We start from the raw sequence: 13,896 nt of genomic DNA on the forward strand, positions 1-13,896 counted from the left end.
ACCCCGAAATAGAGCGATCTTCCGGGAGAGGTTATCAGTGGCGGGGCACGGTCATCCGGCGATCAGATGGCCTTCCCCGGATTGAGGATGTTGAGCGGGTCGAAGACCTGCTTGATCCCGTGGTTCAGTTCCGTCACGAGCGGCCCGGTCTCCAGCCCGAGCCAGCGCTGCTTCAGCACGCCGACGCCATGCTCGCCGGTCAGGGTCCCGCCCAGGTCGAGGGCCGCCCGGAACACCTCGTCCGCCGCCGCCCACACCGCCGGAGGCGGCTCAGCCAGCCCCCGCTCGAAGATGAACACCGGGTGCACGTTGCCGTCCCCGGCGTGCGCCACCGTCGAGATCATGACGTCGTGCCGGGCGGCGGCCTCCTCGATCGAAGTGATCATCTCGGGCAGCCGGGACCGGGGCACGCAGACGTCCTCGGTGAGGCACTGGCCGAGGCGCTCCTTGGCGGGGTAGGCCAGCCGCCGCAGGCCGACCAGCTCGTCCGCCTCCTCGGGGGTCGAGGCCGTGGCGACGAACGAGGCCGCTCCGCACAGCGCGGCCATCTCGTCCGGCGAGCCCTCCGACTGCGCGATCAGCATGGCCCGGGTGGACGGTTCGAGCCCGATGTTCTTCCACTCGTCGATCGACTTCAGGGTGGTGCGGTCCATCAGCTCCAGCAGGGACGGCTGGCAGCCGGCCGCGATGATCGCGGCGACGGCCTCCGCGGCGTCGCGCAGCGAGGTGAACTCCGCTGCGATGGTGGCGATGCTCCGGGGCGCCCGGCGCAGCCGCAGGGTGGCCGCGGTGATCACTCCCAGCGTGCCCTCCGAGCCGACGAACAGCCCGGTCAGGTCATAGCCGGTGACGCCCTTCATGGTGCGGCGACCGGTCCGCAGCACCCGTCCGCCCGCCAGCACGACCTCCAGGCCGAGCGTGGAGTCGCGGGTCACCCCGTACTTCACGCACCGCAGGCCGCCCGCGTTGGTGGCCAGGTTGCCGCCGATCGTGGAGATCTCGAACGACGAGGGGTCGGGGGCGTACATCAGCCCGTGCTCGCGCGCCGCGCGGTCCATGTCGGCCGTTATGACGCCCGGCTCGACGACGGCGATCTCGTCCCGGGGGGACAGCTCGCGGATCGCGGTCATCCGGCTGAGCGAGAGGATCACGCAGCCGTCGATCGCGGTGGCGCCGCCCGCGAGGCCGGTGCCCGCCCCCCTCGGCACCACGGGCACCCGATGGTCGGCGGCCCAACGCATGGTGGCCACCACGTCGTCGCGAGACTGCGCGAGCACGACGCCCAGCGGCCGGCCCGGCGGGAGGAACGTGCGGTCCCGGGCGTATGACTCGGTCACATCTGGATCGGTGAGGACGCGGCCCTCGGGCAGCGCTGCGATGAGGTCATCCACGCCTGGACTTTACGACATCAATTGTGGACAACCAGTAACCGGACTAACGGATCATCTCCGGAGTAATCACGTTTTGACAACCATCGCCGATGGGCCTTTACCTTCCCTTTACCTTTGCGCTTAATGTCCCGATTGCGTGCTCATCCCGGCACGCCGCGCAAGGGTGTCCGGGGAACCCGGACGGGAAGGGATCTCGTTGTCCAGAAGAATCCGGCGTCTCGCCGCCGTGGTGCCCGCCCTGGGCCTGGCGGTGAGCGGTCTCGCCGCCGCCGCGGCGGCGGCCCCCACGGCGGGTTACCAGCCCTCCGCCGGCGATCACTACATCAACTACGCCCCACCACGGGTGCAGAGCGATGTGTCGGTCATCGACGAGAAGGTGCCGTCGAAGGGCGCCAGGCGCACCGCCGCCCTGGCTCAGGCGATCGACCACAAGTTCGCCAGTGGAAATCCGGTCGCCGCCCGCGTGCTCGCGAAGCACGAGAAGCAGGCCATCAGGACGGGCAAGAACCCCTTCGACTTCATCTACAAGAAGGCGAACACCACCAAGACCGCCAAGCTCCTCACCCTCCTGGTCGAGTTCAACGACCAGGCCAACGACGACTTCTCAGGCTGGTCGCACCCGAAGACGATCGACGACGTCAACGACTGCGTGACCGAGCCGCCGGGCACCAAGCTGAACGGCCCCCTGCACAACCACATCCCCGACCCGGCCACCGCGGCCGGGGGCGGCAAGGACAACAACTCGATGTGGGTGGCCGACTTCAACACGGCCCACTACAACAACATGCTCTACACCTCCAAGGGCATCACGACCCGGGTCCGCCCCGACCTGACCGACCCCAGGGACGGCAAGAAGGGCATCGACATCTCCGGCTCCACGATGAAGAACATGTACGAGGAGCTGTCGAAGGGCGCCTACACCGTCTCCGGCCAGGCCGTCGGCTGGATCAAGGTCCCGCACTCGGAGGCGTGGTACGGCGCCGGCCGCTGCGGCACCTACCCGCAGGAGATGGCCGGTCACCCGGACAACCCGCGCGGCGCGACCCAGCTGCCCATCGACGTGGTGAACACGCTCGCGGCGCAGGACCCGTCGTTCCCCTGGGCCGACTACGACAAGGAGGACGTCGCCGACTTCGACGGTGACGGCAACTTCGACGAGCCGGACGGCGTCATCGACCACCTCGTGCTGATCCACGCGGGCGAGGACAAGTCGGGCGGCGGCGGCGCTGAGGGCACGTTCTCGCTGTGGGCTCACTCCAGCGACGTGGCCGGCGGCTACACCGTTCCCGGCACGAACGTGAAGATCTCCAACTACATCCTCCAGCCGGAGGACGCGGGCGTCGGCGTCTTCGCCCACGAGTACGGCCACGACCTCGGCCTGCCCGACCTGTACGACACGTCGGGCGCCGGCGACTCGGACGTGGACTTCTGGGACCTCATGTCCAGCGGCTCCCACTCCGGCCCGATCTTCCAGTCGCTGCCGACCCACATGGGCCTGTGGGACAAGTGGATCCTCGGCTGGGCCAACCCGAAGATCGTCAACCCGGGCGACAAGACCTCGCTGGTCGCCGTGGGCCAGACCTCCCGCACGCCCAAGGGCACCGAGGACGGCATCCGGGTCAACCTGCCCGACAAGCACGTCGTGCTGTCCACCCCTCACAGCGGGTCCAACCTGTGGTGGTCGAACAGTGACCAGAACTGGGCCGACCAGCGGCTGACCCGTACGGTCGACGTCCCCGCCGGCTCCGACGCCAAGTTCCGCTGGTGGAGCGACTGGGGCATCGAGCAGGACTGGGACTACGGCTTCTTCGAGGTCTCCACCGACGGCGGCTCCACGTGGACCGACCAGAAGGTCTACAAGGACGACGGCAGCCTGGCCAGCACCGGTGACGACTACACCGACCCGAACGGCCGCCTGCACGACTACGGCGGCAAGAAGTACGGCCTGACCGGCGAGAGCGGTGGCTGGCAGCACCTGTACGCCGACCTGTCGCCGTTCGCGGGCACGTCCGTCCAGGTGCGGCTGCGGTACGCCACCGACGCCGCCTCGGTCGGCCGCGGCTGGTTCAGCGACGACTTCTCCGTCACCAGCGGCGCCTCCACCGTCTGGAGCGACGACGTCGAGAACGGCGCCAACGGCTGGACCGCGACGAAGGGCACCTTCACCGACACCTCCGGGGCCGGTTGGACGATCTTCGCCGGTGAGGTCGACTCGGCGCAGTACTACCTCGCCGAGTGGCGCAACTTCGACGGGTTCGACAAGGGCCTGCAGTACACCTACGACTCGACCTACCTGCGCGACGGCGCCTGGAAGGTCGAGAAGATCAAGTACAACGCCCCCGGTCTGCTGGTCTGGTACCGGGACGCGTCCCGCACCACCAACGTCGTGGCCGACACGACCTTCGACCTGCCGTCCGTGGGACCGAAGGGTCAGCTCCTCATCGTCGACTCCCACTTCGACCCGCTGCGCCGCACCGGCGCCGCGGCGCAGAAGGACCCGACGGTGCTGAAGAACCTGCAGTCCCGCCCGCAGTCGTCCAACGCGGCCTTCAACTTCGTCGGCACCTACCCGTTCAAGGAGTGCCTGGAGGGCGAGCCGTTCACGGAGTACTGCACCTCGTTCGGCAAGCAGCCGGCGGTCACCACCTTCACGGACGCCAAGGGCTGGTACCCCGGCCTGGAGATTCGCGACGGCAGCCTCTACTACCGCCTGCGCGATGCCTCCACGGTCATCCCGTCGAAGGACAACCAGCCGTACACCACCCGGATCGTCAACCCTGACGGCACCCCGGCGAAGGACCTGTACGGCACCGACATCGGCGGTGCGATCCTCGGCTCCGGCAACCCCGGTGACGAGGGCAAGCAGTTCGGCGTCGCGCTGAAGCTGATCAGCCCGCTGCCGGGCAACCTGGGCGCGATCGTCCAGGTGACGGCGCCCAAGAAGTAAGCGGGCACGACCGTGCCGCGCCGCCGGGCGCGGCACGGCACGGCACCCGTCCGTGTTTCCCGGTGTATCCCGGTGTTTCCCGGTGCCGCCCCCGCGGCACCCGTGCCCGGCGGCCTCTCCGCGGCCGCCGGGCACGGCCTAGCATGTGATCGTGCGGAACAAGGCGGACCATACGGCGGCGATCCGCGGAGAGCGGCGCGCCGCCGTCGTCGTGAACACCAAGTCCCGGCGCGGCCGCCGGAGTTACGCGGAGGTCCTGCGCCTGATGCGGGCGCACGACTTCCGGCTCACCGGGGTCCACCCGGTGACCGAGCCGGCCCGGCTGCGCGAGGTCGTCTCCCGGGCCCTGGCCGACGGCCCCGACCTGCTCGTCGTCGGCGGCGGCGACGGCACGCTGAGCAGCTCGGTGAAGTACGTCGCCGGGCTCGACGTCGCCCTCGGCGTCCTGCCGCTCGGCACCACGAACAACTTCGCCCGCAGTCTCGGGCTGCCCCTCGACCTCGCGGGCGCGATCGGCGTCTTCCGCGAGGGCAAGGTCGCCGACATCGACCTCGGGATGTGCGGCGACCGGCCGTTCGCCAACCTGGCCAGCTTCGGCGTCTCCGTCGAGGTCGCCGGGACGGTCAGACCGTGGGTGAAGCGGCTGCTCGGCCGGGCCGCCTACCCCCTCACCGCGATCACCGTCCTGCCCGGTCACCGGCCCTTCCGCGCGTACATCACCGTCGACGGCAGGCGGCACGAGCTGCTCACCCACCAGCTGAACATCGCGAACGGCCGCTTCCACGGGGGCTGGCAGATCGCCAGGGACGTCAGCATCGACAACCGGCAGCTCGTCGCCTACCAGCTCGGCTCGGGCAAGCGCCTGCGGCTGCTCGGCGAGACCCTGGTCAGGGCCACCACCGGCAGGTGGCGCAGCCTCGCCGGCGGCCCCTTCGTCACCGGCCAGGAGATGGTGCTCGAGACCGACCCGCCTCTGGCCGCCGACATCGACGGCGAGGTGCGGCTGCGCACCCCCCTCGTGCTGAAGACGATCCCGAACGGCGTCAGGGTGATGGTGCCCCAGAGCTTCGTCGACCGCTGACCCGGCCGCCGGGCGCCCCGCCGAGTGAGTCGCCGGGCGCCTCGTCCGGCGGCGGCTCCGCCAGCCTGCGGTAGGCGGGCCGCAGCAGGTCGAGGATCGGGATGTGCCGCGCCTTGACGGGCGGCGGGTCGAGCAGCCGCAGCAGCAGGTCGGGCGGGGCCGGGGCGCCGGCGGGCGGCTCACGCAGCCGGGCCGGCGAGACCCCGGGCTCGTAGAAGTCCGCGAGCCGCTCGGCGAACGGCACGTCGGCGACCTCCGGCCGGCCCGCCGCACCCAGGCCGGCCGCGGTCCCGCCTGCCGGCGCGGCGCGCAGCGCGCCGAGCAGGGTCTCCCGGTCGAGGCCCCGCCAGGCCAGCACGAGGAACGGATCGTCGTCGAAGGACTCGGCCAGCAGATAGAGGACGGCCGACAGGTGCTTGCACGGGAAACCCCAGTCGGGGCACGAACAGGACATGTCCAGGGCGTCCTCGGCGGGGAAGAGCGGCAGCCCGCACTCGTCGAAGACCTCCTCGATCTCCGTCGGCATCTCCCCGGCCAGCAGCTTCGCCCGGTAGAGGGCGCGGGACGCCAGCGCGGCCGTCAGCCGGTCCCACTCGTCCCGCCCGTACGCGCGGATCCGCACCCGCACGTCGTACGGCCTGGGCCGCGAGCCCTGCACGTGGGCCCGCGCCTCGCCGGGCCCGAGGTCGAGGTCGACGACCTGGCCGGCCCGCGCGTACGCCCGGCCGCGGGTCAGGCGGCCCTTGTCGCAGACGCGTTCCAGGATGTCGACGAAGCGCCGCGACCACCACCGCTGCCCGATGGATCCGCGCGCGGTCCTCGCCCTGATGCCGTTCTCGACTCTGATCGGGCGGCTCGCCTCGAACCAGCCGTCCCTGCCGGCGGGCATCAGCGCACCGCCCCCGGGGCCAGGCGGAACAGCTCGGCCAGCTCCGCCGTCGACAGGTCCGCGATCCAGTCTTCGCCGGTGCCGACGACGCTGCCGGCCAGCGCCTTCTTCCGCTCGATCATCTCGTCGATCCGCTCCTCCAGCGTTCCCGCGCAGATGAACTTCCTGACCTGGACGTTCCGCGTCTGCCCGATGCGGTAGGCGCGGTCGGTCGCCTGGTCCTCGACCGCCGGGTTCCACCACCGGTCCACATGGACGACGTGGGCGGCGCCGGTGAGGTTGAGGCCCGTGCCGGCCGCCTTCAGCGAGAGCAGGAACAGCATCGGCTCGTCGTCGGTCTGGAACCGCTCGACGAGCGCGTCGCGCTGTCTCTTCTGCAGTCCGCCGTGCAGCCACAGCACCGGCCGGTCGAGGTGGGCCGCCAGATAGGGCTGCAGGAGATGGCCGAACTCGGCGTACTGGGTGAACACCAGCGCCTTGTCGCCCTCGGCGAGGATCTCCTCGGCCAGTTCCTCGAGCCGGGCGAGCTTGCCCGACCTGCCCGCCAGCCGGGAGCCGTCCTTCAGCAGGTGGGCCGGGTGGTTGCACACCTGCTTGAGCTTCGTCATCGCGGCCAGCACGTTGCCCCGCCGCTCGATCCCCTCGCTGTCCGCGATCCGGTTCATCATGTCGTCCACCACGGCCTGGTACAGGCTCGCCTGCTCCGGGGTGAGGGTGCACCACACCTTCATCTCCATCTTGTCCGGCAGATCGGAGATGATCGTCTTGTCGGTCTTGAGGCGTCGCAGGACGAACGGCCGGGTCGCCTGCCGCAGCGCGGCCGTCGCCGTCTCGTCGCCGTGCCGCTCGATCGGCTCCTGGTAACGCTCCCGGAAGGACCGGGCCGGACCCAGCAGCCCCGGATTGCAGAACTCCATGATCGACCAGAGCTCGGCGAGGTGGTTCTCCACGGGCGTGCCCGTCAGCGCGAGCCGGGTCCGCGCCGGAAGCGACCGCACGGCCTGAGACTGCCGGGCCGCGCTGTTCTTGATGGCCTGCGCCTCGTCGCAGACCACCCGCTCCCAGCTCAGGGCGGCGAGTGCGTCCCGGTCGCGCAGCGCGGTGCCGTACGTGGTGATGACCAGGTCGGCCGCCGCCACCCGCACGTCGAGATCCTCGCCGCGCACCCGCGAGGCGCCGTGGTGCAGGTAGACGTCGAGCGAGGGGGCGAACCGCTCCGCCTCCTTCTGCCAGTTGCCGAGCAGGGACATGGGGCAGATCAAGAGGGTCGGCGCGGGGCGGCCGTCCGGGGCGGCGGCCCGCTCGTCGAGCAGCAGCGACAGCGTCTGCGCGGTCTTCCCGAGCCCCATGTCGTCGGCCAGGATGCCGCCCAACCCCACCTCCGACATGAAGGCCAGCCACGACAGCCCCCGCTCCTGATACGGCCGAAGCACCCCCTGGAAGGAGCCGGGGGTCGCGCGCGGCCGCAGACGGCGGTCCGCCTCTCCCGAGAGCAGGTCGCCCAGGAGGCCGTCCGCGTCGATCCCGACCAGCGGCACATCGTCCTCGCCGCCCTGGACGACCTCACGGACGACCTCCGCCGCCGTCATCTCACCCGTACGACGGCCCTCGACGGCCCGCAGCGCCGCCTTGAGCTGCCGCTCGTCCAGCTCGACCCAGCGGCCGCGCACCCGCACCAGCGGCAGCTTGAGCCGCGCCAGCTCGGCCAGCTCCTCCTCGGAAATCGTCTCGTCGCCGACCGCGAGGTCGACCCGGAAGTCCACGAGCTGACTCAGCCCGAACCCCTGGTCCGCCGCCGCTCCCGGGCCGGTCTTCCGCGTCCGCGTCGTCAGTCTCAGCCCGAGCCTGGCGCGCCCGGCCCAGGCGGGCAGCTGCACGCCGAATCCGGCCGCCTGCAGCAGCGGGGCCACGTGGCGCAGGAAGTAGAAGGCGCCGCCCGTGTCGAGTGTCACCTCGGCCGGACGCGCCTCCGCCAGCGCCTTCTCCACGGCGGGGTAGAGCCGGGAGGCCCGGCCGAGCCCGGCGAGCAGCGTCTCCTCCGGCGGCCCGGCCAGCCCCGGCACCGTCTCCCCGGCCCAGATGAGTGACGCGGGCAGATAGAGGCTCGGGTCCTCCACCGACTGCACGGCGAACTCCACCCGCCACTGCGCCCCGGTCTCGCCGGTCTCGCCGGTCTCGTGGGTCTCCTCGCCGGCAGCTCCCCGCGCGGTCTCCACGTCGTGCCCGACCCGATCCTCCGGGACTTCTTCCGTCTCCGCGGCCTCCCGCGCCGTCTCCTCGTCATCGCCCACGCCCACGTCATCGGGAGGCTCGACCAGGCGGAAGGACAGGCGGAACGGGCCCTCGGCGCGGTGCGCCTGCTCATACCAGTCCCGCAGGGGGGCCGCCAGCTTCTCGGCCTTGTCCGGGGTGACACTCGTGAGGAGAGCGTCGTCGCCGGTGAGCGCCACCGTCCACCGGTCCTCCAGAGGAGAGCGCGCCCCCGGCCGGTGCCCGCCCAGCAGCCGGTCTGGCAGCGCCCGCCGCACCGCGGCGTCGGCCAGCCCGGCGAGCGCCTCCGCGAGCACGTCCGCGGACGGCCGCTCCGCGCCCACCGCGCGGCAGACGGGCGGCATCGCGGCGGCCAGTTCGCGGAACCGGCCGGCGTCCGGGCCGGCGACGACCGGCCGCCACCGGGCGGCGTGGCCGCCGTCCTCCGGAACGAGCTGCGGGAGCACCCGCCCCCGGCGGACGAGGTCGGCGGCGTCGCGGGCGACGACGGCCAGATAGCGCAGTGAGGCGCCGGGGACGGTCACCCCCTCTGGGGGCAGCCCGCCGCCCGCTCCGCCGGGCTCGCGCCGCCCGTCGGGCCCGGCCCGGCCGTCCTGCCCGTTCAGCCCGTTCAGCCCGTCCTGCCCGTTCAGCCCGTCCTGCCCGTCCTGCCCATCCAGCCCGTTCGGCCCATCCAGCTCGTCGGGCTCGCCAGCTTCGCTCGCCGGAAGGTGGGTGATCCCGTCGACCAGCTCGAGGAGGCGGAGCGCGGCGCCCGGCGGGACGAGTAGCGCGGGGACCCGCCACGGGCTGATCCGCGGCACCCGTGCGGCCACTGTGATCCCCGACTCCGGCGACGGGATCGGGCTCTTGGCGCCGCTCGGCAGTAACACCGTCAGCGAGGCGGTACCGAACGTACCGGCCGTCCCGGCGGCGCCTGCCGCATCTGACGTCCCGGTCATCCTGGTCAGCGCGGTCACCTCGGCCAGATCCGCGGGCGGCAGGGGCCACTGCGCCAGCCCGGCGGCGATCAGCTCAGGGCCCGCGGCGAACGGGTGGGCGCGCCCGGCACGGCCGCCGTCACCTCGGGGGCGGCCACCCGGGGCCGCCGCCGGTCCGTCCGGGTGCTGCGGCGGGTGGTCGGGCACGGCGGGAGCACGCGGAGAGGGCTCCGCCGCGGTGGACCCGGGACCGGCCTCGGCCCACAGCACGAGTCGTCCCCCGACCCAGCTTCCCTGGACCACCAGCACGGCCGCCCCTTCCGTCTCCTCACCGGCACGCTAGCAGCGGCCCGGCCCTCTCGCGCCCACGCCGGACGGACCTGTGGACAAGGCGGGCGACGACACGGGCGGCGAGGCGGGCGACAAGACAGGCGGCGCGGCCGGGAAGCCGGGAGTCCGCCAGGTGGCGCCGGTGGCCGTGACCGCGAACGCATCCAGGCCGGGCAGTCCCTCCACCCACTCGCGGGCCGCGTCGCCCATCGCGAACGCGGCGGTGGCGCAGGCGTCGGCGACCGTCAGGCTCTCGCCGGCGAGGGTGATCGAGGCGAGCCCCGTGGCGGGGCGGCCCGTGTGAGGGTCGAGGATGTGCGGCCCGCGCTCCGCCGTCCCCGACGTCGCCACGGCGGACACGCCGGGGCCCGCACAGACCACCACGGCCAGCGCGCCGGGCCGCAGCGGATGGGCGACCCCCACCCGCCAGGGCCGGCCGGGAGCGGGCGAGCCGGACGTCTGGATGTCGCCGCCCCCGTTGACGCAGTGATCGTGGAGGCCCGCCGAGCGGAGGATCCGCGAGGCGCGCTCCACCGCCCAGCCCTTGACCACCGCGGACGGGTCGAGGCGGCCGCCGGGGCGCGCGGTGAAGTAGCCGCCGGACAGGCGGGACGCCTCCGCGCAGAGTTCGAGGATCTCGGTCACCTCCGGCGGGCACTCGGCCGGTGTGATCTCACCCCGGTCGAGCAGGCTCACGGCGCTGCCGGGGCGGTAGGTGGAGAACATGGCGTCCACCTCGTGCAGAAACGACACGGCGTCGGCCAGCGCCCGGACGGCCACCGGGTCGTCCGGCTCCCGTCCGCGTACGTCGAAGGAGACGGCCGTGCCCATGACGTGTTCGACGAGGCGCATCAGACGTGCGCCTTGTCCAGGGCGCTCTGCAGGGAGGCGAGATAGCCCTCGCTGGTGTAGGTGGCGCCCGAGACGGTGTCGATCTGGGCGGACTGCGCCGACAGCGCCTCCTGGTTGAGCAGGGGCAGGGCCTCGTCGTTGATGGCGAGGTCCCGGCGGCTGCGGTCGGGGGCCCGCAGCACCGCGATCCCGGTGACCTTCCTCCCCGACAGCAGGATCTGCACCTGCACCGGGCCGTAGACCGTGTCGGCGACCCCGCCGGTCACGGCCCTGTCCCCGGTCCGCGCGCCCGCCGTGGCGCCGCCACCCGTCCAGCTTCCGCTGCTCAGCGTGGCGGAGCCGCCGTTCCGGCCGGATCCGCTCGACGACCCGCCGGTGGAGCCGCCCGGGGAGGCCCCGCCGGAGTCATCGGCGTCGCCGGTGCCGCGGGTGTCGCCGGTGCCGCGGGTGTCGCCCTGGTCGTTTCGCGTGGGCGGATCGTCGCCTTGGGCCACGAGCGCCGGACGATCCGTCGTCGCGGTGATCTGGTGAGGCTTGAAGGACAGCAGCAGCACCAGGCCGATGGCGGTGACCATCACGGCCAGTACGGCTCTTCGCACGGTAGTGCCCCCTGTCGGGATCTCAGGCGAGGGTGGGAACGGCCCGGGGCCGTCAGAACTCGAACGACTCGTGGTGGACGCGCCTTCCCGGCACTCCGGCGGCGCGCAGCGCGGCGACGACGCCGGCCGTCATCCCGGGAGGGCCGCAGACGTAGACGTCGTGGACGGTCAGGTCGGGGACGAGCCGCAGCAGGGTCGCGGGCCCGAACGGGTCGCCGACCAGGCCGCGCGGGCCGACGGAGTAGTGCAGCGCCGCGCCCCGCGCCTGGGCGATCGCCTCCAGTTCGGCGCGGAGCACCAGGTCGCCGGTGGTCCGGGCGCGATAGAGAAGGGTGAGGTCGCCGGAGGACGCCGGGAGCGACTCGAACAGCGCGCGCAGGGGGGTGATGCCGATGCCGCCGGCGATGAGCAGCACCTTGCGCGCCCGCCTGCGGCGCGACGTGAACGACCCGTAGGGGCCCTCCGCGACGACGCGCGTGCCCGGCCGCAGCCGCGACAGCGAGCGGCTCTGGTCGCCCATGTCCTTCACCGTGATCCGCAGTTCGTCCGCCCGGGGCGCGGCCGACAGGGAGTACGGGTTCGGCGACCACCACAGCTCCCGGGTGAGGAACCGCCACCGGAAGAACTGGCCCGGCTCGGCCCGCAGCCGGTCGAGGCGCCGCCCGGTGAGATGCACGGACACGACCCCCGGCCCCTCGGCGACGACCGCCGCCACCCGGAGCCGGTGCCGTACGGCCCGCCGGAGCGGGGTGAGCAGCCGATACCAGCCGAGCACGGCCGCGACGCCGATGTAGAGGGCGTACCAGGCGGCCCTGGCGACGGGCGCGTCGATGAACTCGGCACCGGTCGCGAGCTGGTGGCCGAACGCCAGCCAGGCCGCCAGATAGGTGTAGAAGTGCAGGTGGAACCAGGTCTCGTAGCGCAGTCTCGGCCGGACCGCACGGGCGGAGACGACGCCCACTCCGGCCAGGAGCAGCAGCGCGACGGTGGCCTTCAGCACGTCCGGGTAGGTGAGGTTGAGCGTCACCGTCTCGTCGACCAGGCCGGTCCGGTCGGTGAGGGAGTAGCCCCACGTGATGAGCAGGGCGTGCGCGAGCACCAGCCCGACCACGTACCGGCCGCCCATCGAGTGCCACCGGGCGAGGACGTCGGAGCCCACGCCCCGCTCCAGGGCCGGGATCCTCGCCATCAGCGCGAGTAGCACGGTGATCCCGTAGCCGGCGAGCAGACCGGTGACGCGGCCCGCGTTGGTGAGCCAGCTGTCCGGGCCGGTAACGGCCGGGGTGTTCAGCCACCACAGGCCGGTCACGGCGACCGCGCCCGCCGCGACGACCGCCGGGACCAGAGCCGGAAGGACGCGCGGGCCCCGGGTCACGGCCCGGTGGGTCCCGGTGACCGTTCTCCCGGCGAAGGCGGTGCTCACGGTTTCTCCTCCCTTCGCCGCCCGCGGACGGACGCCGGATGACGCGTACGCGGAGTCGTGCACGCGGTCGTGGACGGGACGCCGGGGAAAGCCGGTGAAAGTCCCGGAGAGTCCGGGAAAACGAGGGGGACGCCCATCCGATAGCAGGGGACATTACGGGACGATCCCTAAGATTTTTGGAAGACGAAGATGAGCGAAAGATGAGCGTGACGACCTCACGACATTCACTGTCAAGCAGGGGCCGAAGTGAGTAACCGCAATCGCATGGGGCAATATGGCGCTTCTGAGACTGGAGATTCCGCCGCGAATCTCGCGTTGAGATGAGGTGTGAGATGACCGCGACGGCGACGGAACGCCACAGTGGCGACGAACTGGCCCATCCCTGGCCGGCCGACCGCTACGAGGTCAGATGCGACCGCGACAACCCGTTCGCGGGCAGCCGCGACCGCTACCACTTCGCGAAGAACGCGGTCGATTCGGCCAAGGCGCTGGAGCGGGCCGGTCTGGCGCGGCGCGTCCTCGTCGTACGACTGGAGGACGAACGGGTGATCTACGACCGGGTCGGCCAGGTGGACCTGCCGCCGGAGGCCTGGTGAACGCGGGCACGAGGAATCCCCCGGGGGAGCGCTGGCCCCGGGGGATTCCGGCTGGAGAGGCGGCGGCCGGGCGGGGGCCGGGCCGCGTCTGACGGGGGTGAAGGTCAGGCGACGGGCGTGCAGGTGACGGGGCTGGGGGAGATCGCGACCGGGCTCAGCGGGATGCGGGCGGCGAAGCCGAAGACGGTGGCTCCGTTCGGCGCGAGGTCGCCGTTGTACTTCTCGTTGCCGTACGCGTAGGTGCCGACGGGGCCGACGACCGGGAGCGGCACCGCGCCCCACACGTCGAGGACGGACGAGCCGTCGGTGTAGCGCCAGGTGACCCGCCAGCCGTGGATCGCCGACGAGCCCGAGTTGCGCACGGTGACCTGGCCCAGGGTGACGCCGTCCCGGGTCGACGACGGCCAGGTGTTTGTGATCTTGTATTCCGCCGTGCAGCCGATGGAGTCGGCCGCGGCCGCCGGTGCCGTCGCCGCCGTGGCCGAGGCCAGGACCAGGGCCGTCGCGGCGAGTGTCGATCTGATCATCGAACTCCTTCCCCTTGCGTGTCTGGTGCGGACAGTGGAGGTGGAGCAGGTGGATGCCCTGCCTTCCCCG

10 protein-coding genes are annotated in these 13,896 nt (G+C 72.3%); 3 read left to right on the forward strand and 7 right to left on the reverse strand.

What is annotated here, in order from left to right; all coding sequences use genetic code 11:
* Nucleotides 1–62 precede the first annotated feature (62 nt).
* Nucleotides 63–1,391: an FAD-binding oxidoreductase gene (locus JOL79_RS18315; RefSeq protein WP_210157045.1), complete on the reverse strand. Its 1,329-nt coding sequence runs from the start codon at nucleotides 1,389–1,391 to the stop codon at nucleotides 63–65.
* 196 nt (nucleotides 1,392–1,587) lie between these two features.
* Between JOL79_RS18315 and JOL79_RS18320 the strand changes: the two genes are divergently transcribed.
* Both JOL79_RS18320 and JOL79_RS35485 read left to right on the forward strand, forming a co-directional pair.
* The gene (locus JOL79_RS18320; RefSeq protein WP_210157046.1) at nucleotides 1,588–4,338 is read left to right on the forward strand and encodes an immune inhibitor A domain-containing protein; all 2,751 of its coding nucleotides are present in this window, start codon (nucleotides 1,588–1,590) and stop codon (nucleotides 4,336–4,338) included.
* A 151-nt stretch (nucleotides 4,339–4,489) separates the two neighbouring features.
* Nucleotides 4,490–5,419, forward strand: a complete 930-nt coding sequence (locus JOL79_RS35485) for a diacylglycerol/lipid kinase family protein (protein WP_210157047.1) — start codon at nucleotides 4,490–4,492, stop codon at nucleotides 5,417–5,419.
* Here the strand turns inward: JOL79_RS35485 and JOL79_RS18330 are convergent.
* Genes JOL79_RS18330 through JOL79_RS18350 form a run of 5 tightly spaced genes read right to left on the reverse strand, consistent with a single transcriptional unit; the run spans nucleotide 5,382 to nucleotide 12,703 of the window.
* Nucleotides 5,382–6,308 carry an SWIM zinc finger family protein gene (locus JOL79_RS18330; RefSeq protein WP_210157048.1) on the reverse strand — a complete coding sequence of 309 codons (927 nt, stop codon included), beginning with the start codon at nucleotides 6,306–6,308 and terminating at the stop codon, nucleotides 5,382–5,384. The two genes, JOL79_RS35485 and JOL79_RS18330, sit on opposite strands and share 38 nt — an antisense overlap.
* Complete coding sequence (locus JOL79_RS18335; protein WP_307848596.1) at nucleotides 6,308–9,808, reverse strand: DEAD/DEAH box helicase; 3,501 nt, start codon at nucleotides 9,806–9,808, stop codon at nucleotides 6,308–6,310. Before JOL79_RS18335 ends, JOL79_RS18330 begins: the two co-directional genes overlap by 1 nt.
* 30 nt (nucleotides 9,809–9,838) lie before the next feature.
* Entirely contained in the window at nucleotides 9,839–10,681 is an 843-nt protein-coding gene (locus tag JOL79_RS18340) for an FAD:protein FMN transferase (RefSeq protein ID WP_210157049.1), read from the reverse strand.
* The gene (locus JOL79_RS18345) at nucleotides 10,681–11,280 is read right to left on the reverse strand and encodes an FMN-binding protein (RefSeq protein ID WP_210157050.1); all 600 of its coding nucleotides are present in this window, start codon (nucleotides 11,278–11,280) and stop codon (nucleotides 10,681–10,683) included. Before JOL79_RS18345 ends, JOL79_RS18340 begins: the two co-directional genes overlap by 1 nt.
* Before the next feature lie 52 nt (nucleotides 11,281–11,332).
* Nucleotides 11,333–12,703, reverse strand: a complete 1,371-nt coding sequence (locus JOL79_RS18350; protein WP_210157051.1) for a ferredoxin reductase family protein — start codon at nucleotides 12,701–12,703, stop codon at nucleotides 11,333–11,335.
* A gap of 332 nt (nucleotides 12,704–13,035) precedes the next feature.
* Between JOL79_RS18350 and JOL79_RS18355 the strand changes: the two genes are divergently transcribed.
* Nucleotides 13,036–13,299 carry a hypothetical protein gene (locus JOL79_RS18355; RefSeq protein ID WP_210157052.1) on the forward strand — a complete coding sequence of 88 codons (264 nt, stop codon included), beginning with the start codon at nucleotides 13,036–13,038 and terminating at the stop codon, nucleotides 13,297–13,299.
* Between the two features lie 104 nt (nucleotides 13,300–13,403).
* Here JOL79_RS18355 and JOL79_RS18360 read toward each other — a convergent pair whose 3' ends face one another.
* Nucleotides 13,404–13,826, reverse strand: a complete 423-nt coding sequence (locus tag JOL79_RS18360; protein ID WP_210157053.1) for a cellulose binding domain-containing protein — start codon at nucleotides 13,824–13,826, stop codon at nucleotides 13,404–13,406.
* Nucleotides 13,827–13,896 lie beyond the last annotated feature (70 nt).

This window comes from Microbispora oryzae (assembly GCF_017896165.1).
Classification (GTDB): domain Bacteria; phylum Actinomycetota; class Actinomycetes; order Streptosporangiales; family Streptosporangiaceae; genus Microbispora; species Microbispora oryzae.

Bases quoted from the DNA above. Each gene is read 5' to 3' on its own strand.
- JOL79_RS18340 (WP_210157049.1), bottom strand. From the start codon at position 10,681: ATGCGCCTCGTCGAACACGTCATGGGCACGGCCGTCTCCTTCGACGTA.
- JOL79_RS18360 (WP_210157053.1), bottom strand. From the start codon at position 13,826: ATGATCAGATCGACACTCGCCGCGACGGCCCTGGTCCTGGCCTCGGCC.
- JOL79_RS18355 (WP_210157052.1), top strand. From the start codon at position 13,036: ATGACCGCGACGGCGACGGAACGCCACAGTGGCGACGAACTGGCCCAT.
- JOL79_RS18330 (WP_210157048.1), bottom strand. From the start codon at position 6,308: ATGCCCGCCGGCAGGGACGGCTGGTTCGAGGCGAGCCGCCCGATCAGA.